Annotated in this window: 22 protein-coding genes and 2 pseudogenes; 16 read left to right on the top strand and 8 right to left on the bottom strand. The window is 37.4% G+C overall.

Annotated elements, in window-relative coordinates; all coding sequences use genetic code 11:
• From CWATDRAFT_RS19115 to pheS, 3 genes and pseudogenes are all read left to right on the top strand, one after another.
• Positions 1 to 636, top strand: a pseudogene (locus CWATDRAFT_RS19115) (IS66-like element ISCwa4 family transposase); the annotation flags it as partial.
• 756 nt (positions 637 to 1,392) lie between these two features.
• On the top strand, positions 1,393 to 1,809 hold the full coding sequence (locus tag CWATDRAFT_RS40090) for a hypothetical protein (RefSeq protein WP_021831857.1): 417 nt from the start codon (positions 1,393 to 1,395) through the stop codon (positions 1,807 to 1,809).
• A gap of 143 nt (positions 1,810 to 1,952) precedes the next feature.
• The gene (pheS, locus tag CWATDRAFT_RS19105; protein ID WP_197083656.1) at positions 1,953 to 2,957 is read left to right on the top strand and encodes a phenylalanine--tRNA ligase subunit alpha; all 1,005 of its coding nucleotides are present in this window, start codon (positions 1,953 to 1,955) and stop codon (positions 2,955 to 2,957) included.
• Between the two features lie 35 nt (positions 2,958 to 2,992).
• Here the strand turns inward: pheS and CWATDRAFT_RS19100 are convergent, their stop codons facing one another.
• From CWATDRAFT_RS19100 to CWATDRAFT_RS19090, 3 genes are all read right to left on the bottom strand, one after another.
• Complete coding sequence (locus CWATDRAFT_RS19100) at positions 2,993 to 3,445, bottom strand: SRPBCC family protein (protein WP_007306569.1); 453 nt, start codon at positions 3,443 to 3,445, stop codon at positions 2,993 to 2,995.
• 27 nt (positions 3,446 to 3,472) lie between these two features.
• Positions 3,473 to 4,009, bottom strand: coding sequence for a helix-hairpin-helix domain-containing protein (locus CWATDRAFT_RS19095; protein ID WP_007306568.1), 537 nt, complete (start codon positions 4,007 to 4,009; stop codon positions 3,473 to 3,475).
• A gap of 70 nt (positions 4,010 to 4,079) precedes the next feature.
• A complete protein-coding gene (locus CWATDRAFT_RS19090) occupies positions 4,080 to 4,493 on the bottom strand; it encodes an NINE protein (protein WP_007306567.1) in 414 nt (137 codons plus the stop codon).
• 194 nt (positions 4,494 to 4,687) lie between these two features.
• On the opposite strand from CWATDRAFT_RS19090, the gene CWATDRAFT_RS19085 reads away from it, so the two are divergent.
• From CWATDRAFT_RS19085 to CWATDRAFT_RS19025, 13 genes are all read left to right on the top strand, one after another.
• On the top strand, positions 4,688 to 5,005 hold the full coding sequence (locus CWATDRAFT_RS19085; RefSeq protein ID WP_007306573.1) for a DUF1825 family protein: 318 nt from the start codon (positions 4,688 to 4,690) through the stop codon (positions 5,003 to 5,005).
• 205 nt (positions 5,006 to 5,210) lie between these two features.
• Positions 5,211 to 6,407, top strand: coding sequence for an L-2-hydroxyglutarate oxidase (gene lhgO, locus CWATDRAFT_RS19080; RefSeq protein WP_007306574.1), 1,197 nt, complete (start codon positions 5,211 to 5,213; stop codon positions 6,405 to 6,407).
• Positions 6,408 to 6,482: 75 nt separating this feature from the next.
• Positions 6,483 to 8,447: a single-stranded-DNA-specific exonuclease RecJ gene (gene recJ / locus CWATDRAFT_RS19075; protein ID WP_007306575.1), complete on the top strand. Its 1,965-nt coding sequence runs from the start codon at positions 6,483 to 6,485 to the stop codon at positions 8,445 to 8,447.
• 2 nt (positions 8,448 to 8,449) lie between these two features.
• Entirely contained in the window at positions 8,450 to 9,661 is a 1,212-nt protein-coding gene (locus CWATDRAFT_RS19070; protein WP_007306576.1) for a PQQ-dependent sugar dehydrogenase, read from the top strand.
• A 982-nt stretch (positions 9,662 to 10,643) separates the two neighbouring features.
• Complete coding sequence (locus CWATDRAFT_RS19065) at positions 10,644 to 11,123, top strand: hypothetical protein (protein ID WP_157134115.1); 480 nt, start codon at positions 10,644 to 10,646, stop codon at positions 11,121 to 11,123.
• 683 nt (positions 11,124 to 11,806) lie between these two features.
• On the top strand, positions 11,807 to 11,995 hold the full coding sequence (locus CWATDRAFT_RS31855) for a hypothetical protein (protein ID WP_050018363.1): 189 nt from the start codon (positions 11,807 to 11,809) through the stop codon (positions 11,993 to 11,995).
• 114 nt (positions 11,996 to 12,109) lie between these two features.
• Complete coding sequence (locus tag CWATDRAFT_RS31850) at positions 12,110 to 12,514, top strand: hypothetical protein (RefSeq protein ID WP_007306578.1); 405 nt, start codon at positions 12,110 to 12,112, stop codon at positions 12,512 to 12,514.
• Between the two features lie 265 nt (positions 12,515 to 12,779).
• Positions 12,780 to 12,974: a photosystem II reaction center phosphoprotein PsbH gene (gene psbH / locus CWATDRAFT_RS19055; RefSeq protein ID WP_007306579.1), complete on the top strand. Its 195-nt coding sequence runs from the start codon at positions 12,780 to 12,782 to the stop codon at positions 12,972 to 12,974.
• Positions 12,975 to 13,253: 279 nt separating this feature from the next.
• On the top strand, positions 13,254 to 13,541 hold the full coding sequence (locus CWATDRAFT_RS19045; protein WP_007306580.1) for a TatA/E family twin arginine-targeting protein translocase: 288 nt from the start codon (positions 13,254 to 13,256) through the stop codon (positions 13,539 to 13,541).
• A 167-nt stretch (positions 13,542 to 13,708) separates the two neighbouring features.
• Positions 13,709 to 14,329 (top strand): CPP1-like family protein, encoded by a 621-nt coding sequence (locus CWATDRAFT_RS19040; protein WP_007306581.1) that lies wholly within the window; start codon positions 13,709 to 13,711, stop codon positions 14,327 to 14,329.
• A gap of 5 nt (positions 14,330 to 14,334) precedes the next feature.
• Positions 14,335 to 15,744, top strand: coding sequence for an alanine/glycine:cation symporter family protein (locus tag CWATDRAFT_RS19035; protein ID WP_007306582.1), 1,410 nt, complete (start codon positions 14,335 to 14,337; stop codon positions 15,742 to 15,744).
• Positions 15,745 to 15,795: 51 nt separating this feature from the next.
• Positions 15,796 to 16,368 (top strand): Uma2 family endonuclease, encoded by a 573-nt coding sequence (locus CWATDRAFT_RS19030; protein ID WP_007306583.1) that lies wholly within the window; start codon positions 15,796 to 15,798, stop codon positions 16,366 to 16,368.
• A 416-nt stretch (positions 16,369 to 16,784) separates the two neighbouring features.
• Positions 16,785 to 17,378 (top strand): YdcF family protein, encoded by a 594-nt coding sequence (locus tag CWATDRAFT_RS19025; RefSeq protein WP_007306584.1) that lies wholly within the window; start codon positions 16,785 to 16,787, stop codon positions 17,376 to 17,378.
• 51 nt (positions 17,379 to 17,429) lie between these two features.
• Here CWATDRAFT_RS19025 and CWATDRAFT_RS19020 read toward each other — a convergent pair whose 3' ends face one another.
• The 5 genes and pseudogenes from CWATDRAFT_RS19020 to CWATDRAFT_RS19000 all read right to left on the bottom strand — a co-directional run.
• The gene (locus CWATDRAFT_RS19020) at positions 17,430 to 18,836 is read right to left on the bottom strand and encodes a carotenoid oxygenase family protein (protein WP_007306566.1); all 1,407 of its coding nucleotides are present in this window, start codon (positions 18,834 to 18,836) and stop codon (positions 17,430 to 17,432) included.
• Positions 18,837 to 18,892: 56 nt separating this feature from the next.
• Positions 18,893 to 19,327, bottom strand: coding sequence for a hypothetical protein (locus CWATDRAFT_RS19015; protein ID WP_007306565.1), 435 nt, complete (start codon positions 19,325 to 19,327; stop codon positions 18,893 to 18,895).
• Between the two features lie 422 nt (positions 19,328 to 19,749).
• Positions 19,750 to 20,259 (bottom strand): TolB family protein, encoded by a 510-nt coding sequence (locus tag CWATDRAFT_RS19010; RefSeq protein ID WP_007306564.1) that lies wholly within the window; start codon positions 20,257 to 20,259, stop codon positions 19,750 to 19,752.
• Between the two features lie 59 nt (positions 20,260 to 20,318).
• Positions 20,319 to 20,852, bottom strand: coding sequence for a TolB family protein (locus tag CWATDRAFT_RS19005; protein WP_007306563.1), 534 nt, complete (start codon positions 20,850 to 20,852; stop codon positions 20,319 to 20,321).
• A 497-nt stretch (positions 20,853 to 21,349) separates the two neighbouring features.
• Positions 21,350 to 22,256, bottom strand: a pseudogene (locus CWATDRAFT_RS19000) (phosphoribulokinase); the annotation flags it as partial.

Below are 22,256 nucleotides of genomic sequence, written 5' to 3'. Positions count from 1 at the left end.
TTGGCTCCCACTAGAAGCTCCGCAGAAGTCGAGAAATTGTTAGGAGCAGATTTTAAGGGCATCCTCACCAGTGACTGCTATAGTGCCTACTTTAGACAAAGTGCGATGGCCAAACAGAAATGTCTGGCACATTTAGAACGAGAGTTAGAGTCCCTTAAAACCAGTCGTTTTCAAGCGAATCGAGAATTTGCTGCCGATGTACAGCAAGTTTTAGCAACCGCCCGTATCCATTATCGTCATTATCATGCTCGAAATTTAACCCTTGAAGACTTAGGCTCCAAAAGAACAGAAGTCGAGAACTCACTGCAAAAGATTTTTAAAGCAACTCCCAAAAAAGGATGGCCTTATGATGCACAAAGATTGATTAACCGTCTCAAACGTCATTGGGAAGAGTGGTTCACCTTTCTAACTTATCCTGAAGTCAAACCAGATAATAATGATGCTGAGAGAGCTTTACGTCCCATTGTCATTCACCGCAAAGTAAGTGGGGGAGCAAGAAGCGACTGGGGTGCAGAGTTAGTCACCCAAATGTTCAGTTTTTTAGAGACCATGAGATTACAGGGGCAAAATGCCATTGTCCAATTATGCGAATTATTGTCATTAGCTGGTCGGAGTCCCCCAGGATTAGAGATGTAAAAGGCTCCGGAGCCGATGGGGGATAGATTTTTCTTGATCCCCCTATCTCTCTGCACAAAAATACAAAAGGTTAGCTGATAATCTCCGCTAACAAAAAACTATCTTACTATTCTTTTTTTTTTCTCATATTGTTGTTTTTATTTGAGGTTTTTAAAAGACTTGATTCTGGGAATGTTAGTCATTAAAATAGCCGTAATAAATTAGCTTAAATTTTACGCTAAATCACAGGGCTTATATTTTTGTTGACTCAACTGATGTTGTTTGTAGTGCTTTTCAATAAGACTTTTTTGTTGCGGTGAGCAGTTACTTTTAAGTGATGGAACTCGCAGAGGACTTGTTGAAGCTTATTATAACCATGCAAACTGGGAAATTCAAGAGACAGTTCAAAACTTCCTAAAAGTTATTGAGTACACTTTACAGTTATTTAAGCTAGAAGAAGATTCCAAAAATTATCTTCGTAATTTATGTATTAAAAATGGATTTAAGATAAAAGATGGAAAAATTATTAGAGAAGATTTAATAGTTAGGGAAAACTTATTTGATGAGCAATTTCCTGCTGGTTTACCTTTTGGCGTTCCGAAACCTGATTTTTCTATTACAGCAAAAAACGGTAGTCAACAACTCAATTTTGAGCTACAAAGTGGATTAGGATTATTAAAAGGAGAAGTATATCCAAATTTTTCTTGGAATTCACTTCAATCTTTATACCATCTTACTAATTCGACAGATGAGACACTGAGAACAAGTCTTGTCGAGATGAATCAAACTAAATATGAAAAACAATTTTTTCGACAATATGCGAATATATTAAACATGAAGTATAACAATATACCTGTCTTAATTCCTCAAGCATGGATTCAGTGGCACTCTAAGTCTAGAAAAAACCTTCGTTCGATTTCATCTAGCCATTCCCATGATATTTATAGAGTTGACTTTGTAGCATTTTGGAATAATAAAAGATTTGTGATTTTAGTTGATGATATTAGTCATTATGCTATAAAAAAACATTCAAATTGGTATGCAGATGAGGAATCTTATGCAAAGCGATTGAAAGAGGATAGAAAATTACGGAAAGAAAACTGGCACGTTTTTCGAGTCAGTAATTGGGAATTAAAGGATGATGAAAAAATTAAAAATATTTTAAAAGACTTACGAGAATTTGTTGATTTTTGAAAATTATACAATACAAAAACAAGAATTTTTTGCTACTTACCCCATCTGCTTATTTAGCGAACTGTTCCTTATAAATACTATGCCATAGTCCCAAAGTTCGCTACACTAGAGTTTGTGTCTAAATTTTGTCCTTTCCCAACTCAATGGCCACAATGTCTAATACCCTCGAAACAGATTTACAAACACTACAACAGGAAGCAGAAAAGGAAATTACTGCTGTTGACAGTTTAGAAGCATTAGAACAACTGAGAATTAACTATTTAGGAAAAAAAGGCAAACTTTCCCAAATCTTACGAGGAATGGGAAAATTAAGCGCAGAAGAACGCCCTCGTGTGGGTTCTTTGGCTAATGAAGTTAAAGAAGCTTTACAAAGTAATTTAGAGACGCAACGAAATACCCTAGAAACCGCTAAGTTAAAGGCACAATTAGCAGCCGAAACCCTTGATGTGACTATGCCAGGGGTTGCCCGTTCTTTGGGACGTTTACACCCCCTCAACAGTACCGTAGACAGGGTTTTAGATATCTTTGTAGGGTTGGGTTATCAGGTATCAACCGGTCCCCACGTAGAAACGGATTATTATAATTTTGAGGCGTTGAATATTCCCCCTGATCATCCAGCTAGGGATATGCAGGACACTTTCTTTTTGAGCGATAATATCTTAATGAGAACCCATACCTCTCCTGTACAGATACGCTACATGGAAACCCATGAACCTCCTATCCGTATTGTCGCCCCAGGTAGGGTTTATCGTCGGGATACAGTAGATGCTACCCATTCGGCGGTTTTCCATCAAGTGGAAATTTTGGCGGTGGATAAGGGGTTAACCTTTGCTGATCTCAAGGGAACCATTAAGGAATTTTTAACCCAAATGTTCGGGGAAGAATTACCAGTTAAGTTTCGCGCTAGTTATTTCCCGTTTACTGAACCCTCTGCTGAGGTTGATGTCCAATGGAAAGGGAAATGGTTAGAGGTGATGGGTTGTGGTATGGTCGATCCTAATGTCTTAAAAGCAGTGGGTTATGATCCTGAAGTTTATACAGGGTTTGCTGCTGGTTTAGGGATCGAACGCTTTGCTATGGTATTACACCAAATTGACGATATTCGTCGTCTTTATAATAGCGATATGCGGTTTTTAAGTCAGTTTTAAAGAGATTCCTCGTTCCTCGGAATGACAATTATCCATTATCCATTGTCCATTATCCATTTTTGGGTAGTTTCGTGACGATAACTAAACATATCTTGTAAACGAAAATCAACCCACCAACCGATTAAAATTTCTACAATTCTACCCCCAGGAATTTCGTATTTAATTTCGTCGGTTAGTTCTGTTTGACCATTTTTTGAGGTAAACTTATGACGGTGTTCCCAAGATTGTAAGGGTCCAATTTCTTGGATATCCACGAATAAATAGGGTTTATTACACTCAGTATGACGAGCTAACCAACGAATAGGAATAAACCCTAACATTAGTTGAAATTCTGTTATTGCGCCAATATCCAACCCTCCTTCTCTTTTAATAACTTTAACCGGTTGCCAAGGAGGAGTTAATATGTCTAAAATATCAAGACGTTCGTGGAATTCCCAAACTTTTTCTATCGGCGCATCAATCAAAGTCGTCTTTTTAAATGTTAACATTTTGAGTTCGGAGTTCGGAGTTGAAAATTAAAAGCTAATATAGTGCATTAATTCTGATATTATTATACCATTTAATTGTAATCTTTTTTGTAAATCAACTAAATTTTTATATTTACCTTTTTCTTGGCGATCGCTGATTATTTCTTGTTTTATTTCTTCAGAAATATTAGGAACTATCCCTAAATCTTCTAAAGCTGCTGTGTTAATATTTATTTTCTTAAAAGTTACTAAACTTTCGGGATCATAATAAGAAAAAGCTAAAATAGAGGCGAAAGGTTTAAGACGAGATAAGGGAATATTTAAGGAAGCAGCCATATCCTCTATGGATAAAATTTCTACCCCTGTTTGTATTAACTCTACTAAATTTCTCGCTTGATGAATAGAAATTCCAGGTAATCTTAATAAGTCGTCAATAGTAGCATGAGTAACATCAATTTTTATTCCTAATTCTACTGCGATCGCAATTTCCTCTAAAGACTGAAAACGATAATAAGGATCGTTTTCTATTTGTTGACGGATTTTTCTTTTACGGGGGTTTAGTTGTTTAGAAAATGAAGAAAACATAGTTTTTAACAAAGCAAGACTTCAACAATATACAAGGAACAACTAAATAAATGATAACTGATGGCTGAAACTAATTAATTTTATCCAAAAGTTTACGGCGTTTTTGTTCAAATTCATAGTCAGAAACTAGCCCTTCTTCTCTTAGTTTATCTAATTCTCGTAAACCTTCAGAAATAACATTTACTTGTAGAGGTTCTAGTTTTTTTGTATATACTTTATAAGGATTACTAGGAGTTAAACCATTAAATTGATCATTAAATTGTTCTTCTCCTTGGACAAAATACCAAACTGCATCGATCGCACAAGCAATACTGGGTATAGGGGTATTCCACAATAGTAAATAAATTACACCCCAAACAGGTTGGCCAAGATAAAACTTATGTACACCAGCGATGGGCCAGGGGACAATAGTAGATAGTAAAGCGACAATAATGGCCACTTTACGGCTTTTCGGATGACTAAATAGCTTTTCCAACTTTTCCATTGGGGTTAAGCGTAAGGGTAAATAAGACCAGTGTACTGTAAAAGACGGTTTTCAGCAGGGAGGGTTCCTCGGAATTTTGGGTTAAACTTACTGATGATACGGTAAACCGTAGTTTTCAATCTCTTTAAAGTCTATTATAATTATATGAGTCTAGCTTATAGTAGATACTCACTAATAGCATAGGAAAAATAATCATGGGATTTTTTGATTCAGAAGTGGTTCAAGAGGAAGCCAAAAAATTGTTTGAGGATTATCAATCTTTGATACAATTGGGCGGAGAATACGGTAAATTTGACCGTGAGGGTAAAAAGATTTTCATTGATCAAATGGAAGCACTCATGGATCGTTATAAAATCTTTATGAAAAGGTTTGAATTATCAGAAGATTTTATGGCACAAATGACCGTGGAACAATTAAAAACCCAGTTAGGCCAGTTTTGTATGACCCCCCAACAAATGTTTGATCAAATGAATATGACATTAGAAAGAATGAAATCTGAAATTGAAAATTAATGTTCAATTTATCCTTAAATAAAAGCTCACTTTAAACATAAAGCATCAATATAGCAGAAGTAGGTTGGGTTGAGGAACGAAAACCAACAAGAAAACGTCATAGTTCACTATTATTGGTGGTTTACGACTGATTGTTATTTTCTTGTGATAACCTAAACCATAACTGTCTAACCCACCCTACTACTAACTTGAACTGGATAAGATTATGTATAACTTTGCTATTATTGGTGGAGGTATCGTCGGACTTTCTACAGCAATGATGTTGGGGGAGAAGTTTCCTCATGCGTCGTTAGCAGTCATTGAAAAGGAAAGGGAAGTAGCTTATCATCAAACAGGCCATAATAGTGGGGTAATACATTCTGGAATCTATTATAAACCAGGAAGTTTTAAAGCAAAGTTTACCCGTGCCGGAAGTCAATCAATGGTAGAATTTTGTCAAAAACATGATCTACCTCACGAAGTCTGTGGTAAGGTAATTGTTGCGACCAAAGAAAAAGAGTTACCCTTATTGGATAATCTCTATAAAAGGGGTTTAGAAAATGGTTTAAAAGTTAAGAAAATATTCCCCGAAGAAGTAAAAGAAAAAGAACCTTATGTTAACTGTTTAGCAGGAATTTATGTTCCCACATCTGGTATTGCTGACTATAAAAAAGTCTGTCAGAAGTATGCAGAAATAATTGAAAAACAAGGGGGAGAAATCAAACTAAATACTAAGGTTTTGCAGATTAATAATGGTGACAATTATAAGTTATTAGAAACCAGTCACGGGGAAATTAAAGCTAAATTTATTATAAATTGTGGGGGGTTGTATAGCGATCGCCTCGCGCAACTGGATAAGGTGAACCCCCAGGCCAAAATCGTTCCCTTTCGAGGCGAATACTACCAATTAACCCCCGAAAAACGTTATTTGGTCAAAAGTCTCATTTATCCCGTTCCTAACCCTGAATTCCCCTTTTTGGGGGTGCATTTCACCAAGATGGTAGACGGGAGTATTCACGCCGGTCCCAATGCAGTGTTAAGCTTGAAACGGGAAGGCTATAAAAAGACAGATTTTGATCTCAAAGAGTTAGCTGAAGTGATGGCTTATCCTGGGTTTTGGCGACTGGCAGCCAAACACGCCGATGAAGGGATCAAGGAAATTATTCGCTCCTTTAGCAAAGCAGCTTTCGTCAACAGTTTACAACAATTAATTCCCGATGTCACTGGTGATGATGTTATTCCATGTGAGGCAGGGGTGAGGGCGCAAGCGTTAAAAATGGATGGTAAGTTAGTAGAAGACTTCTTAATTGTCCAAGATCAACAAGCTCTGCACGTTTGTAATGCACCTTCTCCAGCAGCTACTGCATCTTTAGAAATTGGCAAGCATATCGTAGCACAAATTCCTGCAACCGTAGGGGCTTAGCATTTTTAAAACAAAAATCGGTAATCTTCTCTTATTGGTTATAATTCAAGCGAGAAAATCTTAGACTAAGTTTGCATGAAATTACCAGATCAACGATGGTACATTGCCTCTCCTAACCCAGATCAAGTCAAAAAATTGGTAGCAGAAACGGGACTATCCCCTTTACTTGCTCAGGTGATCTTAAATCGAGGTATCGATAGTCCCCAGTTAGCTCAAGTTTATATTAACCCCGAGACGGAAAACTTGCCCGATCCTTTAACAGAATTTCCCGATTTATTTCCCAGTATTGAACTGTTAAAAGAAGCCATTGAAACAGGGGAAAAAATTGCTATTTGTGGGGACTATGACGCTGACGGAATGACTAGCACTTCTCTATTATTACGAGCTTTCAATCATTTCGGAGGGGACGCTTATTATGAAATTCCTAGTCGTATGAAAGATGGCTATGGGATTAACGAAAGAATTGTGGAAAAGTTTGCTGAAGAGGGAGTAGGGGTTGTCTTAACCGTTGATAATGGCATTTCTGCTTATAATCCCATTAAGTTAGCTGTAGAATTAGGGTTAACAGTTATTATTACTGATCATCATGATTTACCAGAAAAGTTACCCCCTGCTGATGCTATTTTAAACCCCAAATTATTACCGATTCAATCCCCTTATCGGGGTTTAGCTGGTGTGGGAGTTGCTTATATTTTAGCGGTAACTCTTGCTGAAGCATTACAGAAAAGTGATGGAATTATTGATTCTTTATTAGAATTATTTACCTTGGGAACAATTGCAGATTTAGCTCCCTTAGTCGGGGTTAATCGTCGTTGGTTAAAAAAGGGATTAAAACAGTTACCAAATTCACAGTTAGTAGGAATTCAAGCCTTAATGCAAGTAGCAGGGGTTAGTGAAGAACAAAAACAGTTAAAACCCGATGATATTGGTTTTAAATTGGGACCAAGAATTAATGCAGTGGGACGAATTGGTGATCCAGAAACTGCTATTGAATTATTAATAACCGATGACCCAGCAATAGCTTTAGAAAGGGCTATGCAATGCGAACAAATCAATAGTCAAAGAAAAAGTCTGTGTGAAGAAATAGAACAGGAAGCAATACATTTAATCAGAACAACTCCTATTGATTACAAAAGAGATAGGGTTTTAGTTGTTGTTCATCCTCAATGGCATCACGGAGTTATTGGTATCGTTGCTTCTCGTTTGGTTGAACGTTACGGAGTTCCTGTTTTTATTGGTACTTATGAAGAAGCAGATTACAGTAAAATTAGGGGTTCAGCTAGAGGTATTGAAGAATTTAATATCTTTGAATCCTTAGTGTATTGTTATGATTTATTGGGAAAATACGGGGGACATAAAGCGGCAGGGGGATTCGGTTTAGGGAGTGATAATTTAATTGCTTTTCAGGAAAGATTGAGTCAATTTGCCCATCAATTACTAGAACCCCATCACCTTAAACCTTTAGTAAAAATCGATGGACAAGCAGATTTTAAACAGTTAAAAACTCAGTTATATGAGAATATCGATAGTTTACAACCTTGGGGTATACAAAATGCCTTTCCTGTGTTTTGGACTCCGAATGTAAAAATATTGGAACAAAGAACCGTGGGGAAAAATCATCTAAAGTTAGTATTAGGTCAAGATGATGGTCAAGAAATAAAAGCGATCGCCTGGCGGTTTGGTTCCTACTTTCCTCTACCAAAATGCTTAGATATTGCCTATAAGTTAACAGAGAATAACTGGAACGGTGCTGTTAATATAGAATTAGAAATAGTCGGGGTCCGTTTACCTGCTGGTGCAACAATCAAACCTCACAACAGTTTCACTTATCAAGGGAAAGATTATATTTGTTATTATTCAGAAAAAGAACAAGAACTAAAAATAAAAAATTCTCAGGGTAAAGTGTTAGCCATTCGCAAAGGACAAAGAAAAGGACTATTAGGAATAAATCGCCAAGAAGCTCAAGAAATAGATGTCACTAAAAAGCCTTACTATGATATAATAAGAGCGGCAATGAATAGCTTAAATTTAACAAAATAATCATGAAATTAATTAATTTTAAACTATTTTATCTAGCTATATTTAAAAGCCTAATTGTATTAGGGATAGGTGGATGTTTTTCTCCTTTGAACTCTTCTAATAATCAGAGCCTTGAACCAACAATAAGTCAAAGCAGTCAAGCATCACCAAGCCAACAAAATATCACACAAGTTATTCTCACAGAGGGGTTAGAAAACCCTTGGGGTATGGACTGGTTACCCAATGGTGATATACTCGTCACAGAACGCCCTGGAAGACTCCGTATTATCAAAAACAGTAAATTAGAACCCCAACCCATTCAAGGGATTCCAGAAGTCTTGTCCGTGGGGCAAGGAGGGTTGTTAGACATAGCGGTACACCCCAATTTTAGCGAAAATAGTTACATCTATTTAACATATAGTTCGGGGACTCGCAGAAAAAACCAAACCAGAATAGCCCGTGCTATGTTAGAGGGGAATCAACTAAAAGATGTTAAAGTCATTTTTGAGGTGTCCCCGACGAAGAGAGGAGGACAACTTTTCGGCTCTCGTTTACAGTGGTTAAATGATGGAACTCTGTTAGCCTCTATTGGAGACGGAGGGAACCCACCCTTAAAAATAGATGGTGAATTGATTCGCAAACAAGCGCAAAAGCTAGACAGTTATTTAGGTAAAATTATACGCATCAACGACGATGGTAGCATTCCTGAGAATAATCCTTTTCTAGACCAGGAAAATGCTAACCCTGCAATTTGGAGTTATGGTCATCGTAACATACAAGGTTTGACCATTGATAAGAAGACAGGTCAAATATGGTCAACGGAACACGGTTCGAGGGGTGGAGACGAACTCAACAAGGTTGTAGCAGGAGAAAACTACGGTTGGCCAGTGGTGACTCATAGTCAGGAATATACGGGGGGTGAGATATCTGATAAGCGATCGCTTCCGGGTATGGTTGATCCCTTGGTGGTTTGGACTCCTGCCATCGCACCTTCGGGACTAACTTTTTATGATGGGGATAAGTTTATGGACTGGAAAGGGGACTTATTTGCAGGGGGTTTAGTGACCAGGGAAGTGATTCATATTGACTTAAATGATGCTGGGGAAATTGTAGCAAAATATCCCATAAAATTTGAACAACGGGTTAGGGATGTTAAACAAGGTCCTGATGGGTTCATTTATGTTTTCACGGATGATAGTAACGGGAAATTAATTCGTCTGGAACCCACTAAGTAGGCCATATCTTTAATTTTTATAAAATTATAACAACACACGGGATGTTCAAAACGCCTGTTTTTAAACAGGTGATGTAGAACCACTCGGCATCGCAGCGCATTCCCTTGCGCCCTAAGACGGCGCGGGGTCGCTGCTCATTTTTAAATGCCGTGAATATGGTATAATAAAGTTAGTCAGTACAAGACTTAAAGACCTACCGGGGGACTCTCGGAAAGTACACGCCCAACACCTGAATTGGCAGGGTTTAAGGAAATATCACTACGCCCTTTGAGGCAAACGTGGTGAGCCTGGGAACTTGTGAAAACAAGATAATAACCATCCCGACAGGGATTCGTTATGAATCTCCTGCGCTTCAGCCAGGAGAGCGTCAAGAACTAATGTTGATATTATAGGGTTCAAAGGCAGTTAAACCCCACAAAAATCTGTAGTAGGGGTTAACGGCTGTTAACCCCCACTTTTTGAAATTGGTATAGCGTTTTTTGGACTCATGAGGTACACCCTGCCCTCCTGTAGATACGTTGCATGCAACGTATCTACAAAAAACTATGTACCTCACGAGTATGAGAAGTGCTATATAAAACAAATAGCAAAATAGTGGAGACCTTCACTATAAACAAAGATGGTGATGCCATTGTTGCACAATAGGGGAAGGGGGAATGTACCATCTTGTCTCGCCTAAATGTATCAGTCTATACCATAACATTATCAACAAAGTGATTCCTCTAACTATGATGATTTTGTGCAAATATATAGTCTTTCAGATAAATTTGATATTGTTATAATGGAATTTCAACAAAATCTTGAGCTTGTTAGCTTAGTTCAACATACAAAAGAATAAAATACCAATTTTTACTATTTGAGGAGTATTATTATTATGTCTAATAGACAGACTTTTCTGACAATTTATTTTGTAGGAACAGGACTAACCCTTTTTTGTGGTCTTCTCTTAATTTATCAAGTTTCATTCATTGCTCCTAAATTTTTGTTAGTTTTGGGAACTACTCATGTATTAGGTTTATTTTTCTTGACTGTATTTCGTGACGAAAAATCAAAGAGAAAAATTGAAGACGGTAATTTTATTCAGACAGCAGGTTACTTACATACATTAATTGGCTTTATTGTAGCTGTTGGTTTAGTAGGAGATAATATTGCTAATCTTAATAACTTACTATCACCTCTAAGTAGTGCTTTAATCACCAGTTTATTAGGGTGGTGGTTAGGAGGATTTATTTCTTCTCAAGGTGAGCATGAAGAAGATTCTCTTAAGAAAGAAATTGCTAATTCTGTTGCCGAAGCTGTTGCTGAAACATTAGACAGAGAATTAAAACAATACACTAAAGGTATTTCTAAAAGTTTTGCAAAACTTAATAAAGAGTCTCAATCATTAGCCCCAACTATTGAGTCTTTAAATACTACAATAGAAAATCAAAAAAACCATTATCAGAAAGTCTTCAAGGAATAAGTAATGTATTAGATAGTCAACGACAACCCTTATTAAATACCTTTCAAGGAATAAGTAATGTATTAGATAGTCAACAACAACCATTATCAGAAAGTTTCCAAGGAATAAGTAATGTATTAGATAGTCAACAACAACCATTATCAAAAAGTTTCCAAGGAATAAGTAATGTATTAGATAGTCAACAACAACCATTATCAAAAAGTTTTCAAGGAATTCATACTGTATTAGATAGTCAACAACAACCATTATCAAATGCCTTTCAAGGAATCAGTAATGTATTAGATAGTCAACAACAACCATTATCAAATGCCTTTCAAGGAATCCATACTGTATTAGACAGTCAACAACAACCATTATCAAATGCTTTTCAAGGAATCAGTAATGTATTAGATAGTCAACAACAAGCATTATCAAATGCCTTTCAAAGAATTAATAGTGTTCTCAGTGAGCAAACAACATTATTAAAAGATGATGCAAGTGATTGGTCTAACAGCTTAAGACTAATTAAAACAAATTTAGATAACCTTTCTCGAAATACTGGAAATGCCTCTAATAGCATGAAGAAAACAGCAGAAAAAGCAAATGAAGTTAGTAAATATCTTGAAGAGACACACACAGTCTGGCAGGAACTAAAAGAACTGAAAAAATATATTCAACGAGTCACCCAATAGAACATTAAAATCATGAAAATTAGTCAACTTAAGTACGCTGAATTATTTACCTTACTTGCCTTTATTTTTCTGCTCATTATCTTTTCAATTCAAGGAAGTTTGACTGAGGAAAATGCCCTAGCTAAGGAAAATCCACAAGAGTTAAAAGAGGAGATTGCTAAATTAACCAAAGAAAATGATGAACTGACTGCAAAATTATAGGAAAGGGAAAACGAGTTTCCTCCCAATATTATTATTGAAGGAGCAGGAAAATATGCTTTTCCTTCTGGAAGTGGAGGACTAACAACAAATTTAAAAAACTTTATTGCTACTGATTTGGCAAAGAAAATTGAAGAAAATTTTAATAAATATGACATAGATACAGTAGTAGTTGTCGGTCAGACTGATGGTCAATCTGTTGGTAATCGTGTTAGTAATTTAGATAAGACACTAGAAAAATCTGCTACAGGTAATTTACCAATTTCCAAACTTACTCCAGGTTCTAATGCCGATTTAGGGCTAATAAGAGCTTTAGCAGTAGTTAAAGAGTTACAGAGAATTTTTGCAGACAATAATCCTGTGGAAACATTGGATGCTCAAAAGAGTTTTAGAGCTTATTCTGCCGGTCAGTTAACCCTTCCAAATGGAACATTTGCCGAACCCAACCCTAAACCCGATGCTCAACGTCGTCGCATTGAAATCAGGTTTACCAAAACTAGAAAAACCATCACAGCAGAATAAGCTTAAATTAAATACTGATGGTTAAAACCATCATCTCGCTCCACCAGCCGGTTCCGTTAAAACGGACTGGCTATCTCTCGCTCGAAGCAGTTTCAGGTATAGTTTAATTTATTGTTTATTTTGAAACTAACTTGAGGGTTCGGACTCTGGACATGAGATCCCTGAAAGACAGTCAGGGGAAAACGTCACAAAAAAATCAACAACATATTTTCCAAGCAATTTTCTGATAAACTGTAAATCTTAGATAGATACTGATTAAAAAATTATGGCACAACGTACTCGATTAGGAGATTTACTTGGACCCCTTAATTCCGAATATGGAAAAGTTGTCCCTGGATGGGGAACTACCCCTTTAATGGGAGTTTTCATGGGCTTATTCTTCGTATTCCTGTTAATTATCCTGCAAATTTACAACTCTTCTCTTATTCTCGATGGATTTACTGTAACTTGGGGAGGTTAAGCCCTAAGTTGCTCATCAATAATTAACGGTGGTAAAGGTTTCGTAAAATTGTAGCCAATATATCACCGTTATCCTCAGTTATATGTTCCCCGATTTTTCGGGGTTTTTTTGTCAATGATAACTCTCCCCAGTCTCCCCAGTCTCCCAGTCTCCCAGTCTCCCAGTCTCCCCATCTCCCAGTCTCCCCACACTTCCCATCTCCCAGTCTCCCCACACTTCCCACACTCCCCACTAGACTCCTATTGCGATAGACTGATAAGGAAAGATTAGGAGTAACTTATGAATGTCTTTGGCATTGGACTGCCGGAAATGGGCTTAATTTTAGTGATTGCCTTATTGGTATTTGGACCGAAAAAACTCCCCGAAATAGGGCGAAGTCTCGGTAAAGCGGTTCGTGGTTTCCAAGATGCGTCTAAAGAGTTTGAAAATGAGTTTAAACGAGAGGCCCAACAACTTGAAGAATCTGTCACCATGAAAGCAGAACTAGAAGAAAACAAAATGGCTAATCCTACGCCAATGGACAACAATCAGACCAAGATGAACACCCAAACCTCAGAGACATTATAAAATCTTCTGATAGTTATGCAACCCAACTCTGTTTAAAAACGATATAATCGAGTTCAAAATATCTGTCAATGGTTAACAAGTCTTAATGATTAACCATTTTGACAAACAAAATGGCAATTTTAACGCTTTCAGTGGTTTGATGAAGGAAATATGGAAGGAGGTTCTAGATGAGTCAACAAACACCCTATGAAAAGCTTGGTGTCACCGAAACAGCCTCTTTTGAGGAGATCCAAGCAGCTAAAACCCGTTTAACACAACAATATAGTAACGACGTGAAAACCGTTGAAGATATCGAGGCGGCCTACGATTCGATTATCATGGAACGGTTGAAACTGCGTCAAGAAGGTAGAATTAAGGTCCCCGATCGCATCCGTTTTGCGGAACGCCAGCGAGAAACCCCCCCAACCCCTCCCCCCCTATCGTTGGATAATTCTCCTTCCTGGTTACAGCAGTTCATTGATACCCCCTCTTCTCAGGATATTCTTTGGCCAACGGGCATTTTCCTGGCTTTAGCTTTATTCGTGGCCTTTTCTAGTGCCAATTCTTCTTCAATTTCTGTATTCTTGGCCTTAGGGGTTTTTGCTAATATTTATTTTCTCAATCGCAAGGAAAATAAATTCGGTCGCGCCTTATTAATCACCTTAGCAGGATTATTTATCGGGGTTGGTTTAGGATTGGGTATCGCCCAAATATTACAAGGGGCAAATATTTCCGCCGAAATGAGTCAATCTTTCATTGGCATGGCCATCTTTTTTATCTTTTGGCTAAGTAGTAGCTTTTTACGTTAACTTTTGTGAATCAATTTTTAGATAATATCGATCGCCTGTTTTCGAGTCTGGTAAGTCTTATTGAACAGGTACTTTTTTTAGAAGTTGCCCATTTTCCCGTGATTATCCTCTGGTTGCTCATAGGGGGGATTTTTTTTACTCTACGCATGGGCTTTATTAGTATTATCGGCTTCTTACACGCAGTTAAAATTGCTTTAGGTTTCTACAAGCAAAATGATCAGGTTAAGGGTGAAGTGTCTTCTTTTCAGGCATTAGCAACCGCTTTATCCGCTAGTATTGGCCTGGGAAACATTGCCGGGGTGGCCATTGCCATCCAAATGGGTGGGCCGGGGGCTGTGTTTTGGATGACTGTGGCTGGTTTCTTGGGAATGTCTAATAAGTTCGTGGAATGTACATTAGGGGTCAAATATCGCCTTGTCAACCCCGACGGCACTATTATCGGCGGCCCCATGTATTATCTGTCCCAAGGGTTAAAGGAAATGGGCCAGGAAACTTTAGGCAAAGGATTGGCTATTTTTTACGGGATCGCAGGTTTAGGGGCAGCCATTGGTGGTGGTAATATGTTCCAGGTCAATCAATCTTTTGCTGCTTTGGCGGTGGTAGTTCCGGCGGTTAAAGACTACGATTGGCTGTATGGTTTAATCGTTGCTTTGTTGGTAGGCTTAGTGATTATTGGGGGCATCAGTCGCATTGGCGTGCTTACCAGCAAGTTAGTGCCAGTGATGGTCTTTTTTTACCTTTTGGGCTGTTCATGGGTCTTAATAGCTAATTTTAACGCTATTCCTGCTGCATTTGGGTTGATGTTTAATAATGCTTTTTCCCTATCTGGCATGGAAGGGGGGCTGATCGGTATTTTGGTACAAGGGATCAGACGCAGTGCTTTTTCTAATGGGGCCGGTTTGGGATCGGCGGCGATCGCCCATGCGGTGGCCAAGACAAAGGAACCCGTACAAGAAGGAATTGTTTCTATTTTAGAGCCATTTATCGACACGATTATTATTTGTAATGTAACTGCTTTAGTTATTATTACCACGGGAATGTATGGGGAGTCCGTAGGAGATAATATTAGTGGGTCTACTTTGGCAGCAATGGCCTTTGGTCAAGTAATTGATTGGTTTCCTTTTGTCTTAGTAGGAATTATCTGTTTATTTGGTTTTTCTACTATGATTACTTGGTGTTATTATGGTGAACAATGTTGGGCTTATGTGTTTGGTCAACCTAGTTCTATTATCTTTAAAGTTATCTTTTTAGCTTGTATTTTTATCGGTTCTGTGGTTAGTTTAGGGGCAGTGGTTGATTTTAGCGATATGATGTTATTAACCTTAGCTATTCCTAACCTTTTGGGTTGTCTGTTGTTATCAGGAAAAGTAGCAACTTTATTAAAAGAATATTGGCAAAAATTACCTAGTTTTTAATTGATTTATTCCTAGTTAATATTAGGGTAATTGTTTGGAGGAAATTGAGCTATGACAGCATTAATTTTAAACTTAGATACGGTTAACTTAACTGATGAACAATTTTACCGTCTTTGTCAAGTTAACCAAGATTTGCAACTGGAAAGAAACGCTAAGGGAGAATTAATTGTTATGCCACCGGTTGGAGGAATTAGTGGAAACAGAGAAGCGGATTTTATCATTGATTTAGGAATATGGAACCGTCAAACTGGACTGGGAAAAGTGTTTAGTTCCTCGACAATTTTTCGTTTACCCAATGGAGGCGATCGATCCCCTGATGCTGCTTGGATTAGTTTAACTAGTTGGCAGTCATTGAGTCGACAAGAACAAGAAAAGTTTCCCCCTATTTGTCCTGATTTTGTCATTGAACTTCGTTCTCGTACTGATTCTTTAGAAACACTTCAAGAGAAAATGCAAGAGTATCTTGATAGTGGTTTACACTTAGGTTGGTTAATTAATCCTCAACAACAACAAGTTGAAATTTACCGTCAAGATAAACCCGTAGAAATTAAAGCGTTACCAACTGATTTAAGCGGAGAAAAAATATTACCTGGGTTTAGTTTATCTCTCTCCTGTTTTGAATAAATACATATTTGCTTAGGAAATTAATGTAGCGATCGCCCCAAGCAACCCTAGAGGATAATCAGATTTTCAAGATAAAATTAACAAAAGATCATAATCTTTCATTTGATCTGGGAGCATAATTATATTAGATGCGTCCTTTATAAGGTATATGTGCTAAACCTTGAGCAATTGACTCTATCCTTAATATCATTGTCAGGTAAGCTAAACCTAATTTTTGGTGTCTCAGATTTATAGCACCACCCATTACCATTAAGACATAGAGTATATTTCTTGCTGCCTCGAAATAAGAGTCAGTAATAGCTAAAATGTCTTAACTAATTTTCTTACTCTGCTATAGACACTCAAAATAATTGATTTAACCCTGTGATGGAACTTTAGCACAGATTGATCAAGACGTTGGATAAATATCATAATCTATGTTCCTCAAAATTCGTTCTTCTAAACCAGAAGTTAAAGGTGTTACCCATCGAAAACGAAAAAAACGCCTTTTTCCAATTCTTTGTCTAGCTACTGTGGGGTTATGGTTGGGTTATAAACAGTTACAAAGTCATTTTGTGCAACCCGAAGCAATATTTGTCTTAGGGGGACACAAAGATCGAGAAAGCTTTGCTGCTCAACTGGCCCTTAAACACCCTGACTTACCCATTTGGGTATCTTCCGGGAGTCCCCAACACTATGTCACTCAAATATTCAGCAATGCAGGGGTTAGTGGCGATCGCCTTCACCTTGATTATCGAGCTAAGGACACAGTAACCAACTTTACCAGTTTAGTCAAAGAATTGAAAGAGCAAGGGATCGATAGTGTTTATTTGATTACCTCGGATAATCACATGAATCGCGCTAGAATTATCGGAGAAATTGTCTTTGGTGCTCAAGGAATTATCCTTAAACCCCTATCAGTCCCTTCTAAAGATTCCTCTGAACCCGTCGAAAAAATTATTAGGGATGGGGGTCGATCTTTTCTTTGGTTACTCACAGGAAAGACTGGAGAAAATTTACTACCACATTAATGATTAACTGTTGATGGATAATAGATAATTACCCATTATCCATTATCCATTTTAACCTTGTTTCCAAGTACCATGAAATCCTATAGGAATAACATTAGGTAGTCCTAAACGACATAAAGGACTACTTTCTAACGCCTCACTATCATAAATTCTCAGTTCAGAACTATGGTTATTTCCATCATAAACAACGGTTAATACCCATCCTTGTTCTGAGTTAGGAATATTAGGCACAAAAATCGGTTCTGAGGGATATCTATTCTCTCCCATATCTGCTACAGTTATCTTCTTTAATTGTCGATCATAACGGGCGATCGCTCCAAGAATTTCCTGGGATAAATCTGCATTATCTCGATGCACTGAGAGATAAGTATAACGCCATTTTTGTCCGGTTTGATGACTGGGAACAATGGGAAAATCTGAACCTCTATCTAATAATTGTTCTTGACGGATAACTGTAGCTGTTTTTGGCTCAATTTCTACTTCCCAAAGGGTTCCTTTTACTGGGGTTTTTGTCTTTCCTGTAGCTACTTCTTTTAAGTTTTGATTAGTGGAAAAGTCAGGATAACGGACAAATTCAACAAGAATATTACCCTCTTGATTAACACATCCATTACTATAGTGCCATTGAAACCAAGGGTCAGCTTTTGCTTTACTAATAAAGGATAAACTATCTCGATCAAAAATCAATATTTCTGTCCCTAGTTCTGGTTTCCATTCCATTGCCTCACTTAAACTAGCTAACCCTAATGCTGCTGGTAATAGTTTCACACGAATAGGAGGAACAAAAAATATTATGTATGATCCAGCTAAAACAAAATCATGAACTATCCTTAAACCATCCAAAGGATAATCTGATTTTTTAATTACTTTTCCTGTAGTATCACTTTGATAGAGATGTAAGGTTACTTTTGCCCCTAAACTAACCCCAAAATTATAGATATTAGCAGTTTTATGATCTATTTTTGGATGTGCAGAAAAGGATTGTTTTTCGCTTAAATTATCGAGATTATCTAATCCTTTGGTTGCTAAATCATCTAAATCTAAGGCATGAGGGTTGCCCCCTTCCCACAAAGCTAATAATTTATCAGGTAAAGCCAAAACCGAGGTATTAGCAGCATTTTTAACATCTTTTCCCCAAGTTTTCCAAAAAGGACCAGGAACAGTCATTCCATAATTAGGGTATAAAAATTCATTAGCTTCAGCTTCTTTTTGATACCCTTCAGTTTGTACATAACGATAGGTTGCTTCTGCACCTGCTTCTCTTAAATGAATGGCTAAAATTGCTCCATCCCCATCAAACCAATGACCCACTTTTTGGGAACCTCTTTCCAGTCTTCCTGGTCCATTACGGTATAACGTTCCTCTTAGTCCATCGGGAATTTCTCCTGATAGGATGGGTAAAGGTTTTAAAGGGAACTCTTCTGCTGGTTTTGCGAGCGCTTGTGACCAAGTAGGCATACTTTTAGTATCTAAACTTTATTTTTTATCTATATTAGTCTAACAAATTTGATCGACTAGAAAACGATTTGCGTACAGTAAGCATCTGTCTTTTTGATTATGGTCAAATTAACTTGAAAATTCCCCCATTCATTCACAGAGGAAACAGATAAACGAGGATCAACACTAGCGACAATTTCATATAGTGGATTATATCCTTTCACCAGCGATAGAGATGTACTTTGAGTCTTTCTAAAATCATCTAATTTGATAAAGCCGATGCTGAATATATCATCATACAAAGGAACAAAAATAACCGCACCACGGTCGTACTTTCTATAAAAATACTCATTAGCATCCGTAAGGCTCTTAATTCCCTTCACTCCTATAGGTATGCTTGTCACTTGCTCGGGGTTAATAAGAGTTCCTGCAATAACTTCATGGATGTTATGCCCATTAATTTTATTTTTGTTCAGTTTTTTGATTTCTTTCAAGAATCTTGACTTACCCATACTTTTGTTCTTGTTGTTTTTGTTTATCTTATAGTATTTTAATTGAAATCGTAGTAAATATGAAGAGGCTGCTACTAATGATAGGCTTTTATCACTTAAATTATCTTAATAAAGAGAAATAAATCATCTCATTAAAATGTTAGCGAAAAAGAAGAAAAAACATAAGCGACTGAAAAAATTCTTCTTCCACTCCTCATTTATACTGGAGTTTGTATAGGTATATAAAGAATTTGACTTAAAAGCCTCACTTAAAGAAGCTTCTTTGATTGTTCCTTAATCGAGCTTTGACTTATGTTGTCAACGTTTTAATCCATATCATCAACCAGGAACCTACTGTTTAGTTTTCTCTTCTTCAACCTCATCAACAGGAACCATCTGTTGTAATTTCTCTAGCACCATAATTAAAGAATATTATTTTTATTTTAAAATTCTAAAGGATTACCGAATAAATCGTAAATAATAATATCCCATTGTCCATCCTTAGCAACCTCAAAAGCAATTTGAGTTCCCTCAGCATTAATAATAGGGTGACGTACTTCTGCTTGTAAGTTAGAGGTTAAATTACGTTTTTGTTCCGTTTCTCGATCATAAAGATAAATATTAGATTTTCCTTGACGACTACTAGCAAAAACCAGATAACGACCATCTTCAGAAATAGAAGGATGAGACGCTATTTCATCCAACGCATTTAACCCTGGTAAAGAAATTAATTGTCGTTGTTGAGCATCAAAAAGATAAACATCTTGGGAACCATTCCGATCAGAAATAAAAACAATATAAGTAGAAGTAACTTTGGGTTCTAAGTCCGAAGCACGACTATTTAACGCCCTTCCTCCTCCATCAAAAGGAAAATTGAGGTAACGAGGATAACCAGTACACCCCGTCGCAATACTACTAATAACAATTATCCAAGTAATAAGACAATATTTCACAAATGAACCTTCAACTTAAACCAATCATCACTCCGAACTCCGAACTCCGAACTCCGAACTCAAGGGTTAGCAACTGGTGTACCATCAGGAATATCTAACTCAATTAAAGGCCCCCGATCTAAAACTTCAATATCCCATTGTCCCCGTCGTGCGGTTTCAAAAACAATGTAGCGTCCATCGGCACTAATTTGAGGATTTCTCACCCAATTACGATAATTCTGAGTTAAGATTTCTGCTCGTCGAGTGGCGCGATCGTAGATAGCTACATCTGGCCTTCCTTGTACACTAGAAATATAGACTAAATAGCGTCCCGTGCGACTTAAACTAGGACTTTCTAGAATAACATTACCTTGATTTAACCCTGGCAGTTGAATAAACTTTTTCCCCCGTAAATCATACAACAAAATTTCATTACTATTATTACGGTTAGAGACTAAAGCTAACCAGCGACCATCTCCACTTAGAGCAGGTTGTTGGTCATTGTAACGACTATTGAGGGTAGCAGGGGGTTCTGGACGTTTGAAGCTCTGACAAGCTCCTAATAAGCTAATTAAACTAACCGCTATATAAAACTTAGTCAAATCTACTCCCATAAGTCTTAGACCTGATTTTATCTTGATTTGAGTCTATTTTATTTCCTGTTTCATCCAAGGGAGTCGGCTCCTTCCTCGCGCTACCAGGTGCGCCGTACGACGGCGCGGGGTCCCTCGTCTTGTCCACAGGCGTAACTTCGGCCATAGCTTGACCTAGTTTTTCTAAGTTTTTTGCTGCGTTTAAATCCCTATCTATTTGATAATGACATTTTTGAGATAATGACCAAAACTGTTGAGTTTAATTGTATCACATTAGTGGTTTGAACACAAAAACCTACCTATTTATTAAAATTAGCTACTAATATGAGTGATTTTAGGTAATATTAAGTAGGTTTTTGGGAGCAGCAATCTTGCCCCTTTTCCATGATAGTGGTTTCCAACACCAATTACTTTGTTCTTGATGCTCCATTAAGCAATGTAACATACGTTAAATATAAAAAAAAGCGTGAGTAAAACAAGTTGTTTCTCACGCTTTTGAGATGAATTGAAACTAATAATTAAACTTCAGCAGGGACTTGTTCTACTGCGGTAATTTTTTCGTAAGTTTCTCTCATTTTCAAACCTACTAAAACTTGGAATAAACCAGTTCCATTGGTAGAACCAGGATAATCTTTATGTTGTAGTAAAAGTTCGGTCATCTCCCCATAATACTTGGTTCCGGTTTTACTGAGATGACTTTCGATGTAGATCATTTCTTCGAGGTTATCGAATTGACCATCTACTTCTAACATAGAGACTTCATTACCCATGAAGTTATCGGGACCATAGTACATCTTGATACCAGGATAAGCACAAGTTAACTTACGTCCACAAGGCCGCCAATCAATGGTAGAACCTTCATCGAATAAGTAAGCGGGTTCAAAGTTAGCAATACCTTCTTTTTGAACCAGACGAACTCGTAACAACTTACTTTCGTGGTCTTCAATTAACTGAGTAGGTAAGACTTGAATCACCACATCAGCGTGTTGTTTTTGGGGTTCGATGAAAGCACTAAAGTCAGGCTTTCTAGCGTTGATAGAGGCTAACACATCCTCATAAGTGTGCCCCCTTTCAGCCATATCCCGTTGAATTTTCCAGTTGATTTTAACTTCATCACTGATATCGAGATAAACACCAAAATCAACTAATTCACGAACTCTCTCATCAAATAAAGGGTGTAATCCTTCGATAACCACTACCTTATTAGGTTCAATGCGTTCGGGAGGATCAAGTTCTCCGGTTTCGTGATTGTAAATTGGTTTATCAATGGCTTGACCTGATTTTAAAGCTTTAATTTGCTCATACATCAGATCAAAATTATTCGCTCTGGGGTTTAAGGCNCGTGACACCGGCTGCTTTTCTTCCCTTGCGATCTAAACTGTGATAGTCATCCAAACCAGATGACCGTCGGGATCCCCGGGCCAT

Source organism: Crocosphaera watsonii WH 8501 (assembly GCF_000167195.1).
Classification (GTDB): domain Bacteria; phylum Cyanobacteriota; class Cyanobacteriia; order Cyanobacteriales; family Microcystaceae; genus Crocosphaera; species Crocosphaera watsonii.
Note: the sequence above shows the minus strand (reverse complement) of the source record. Positions and strands in the feature narration are given on the sequence as shown.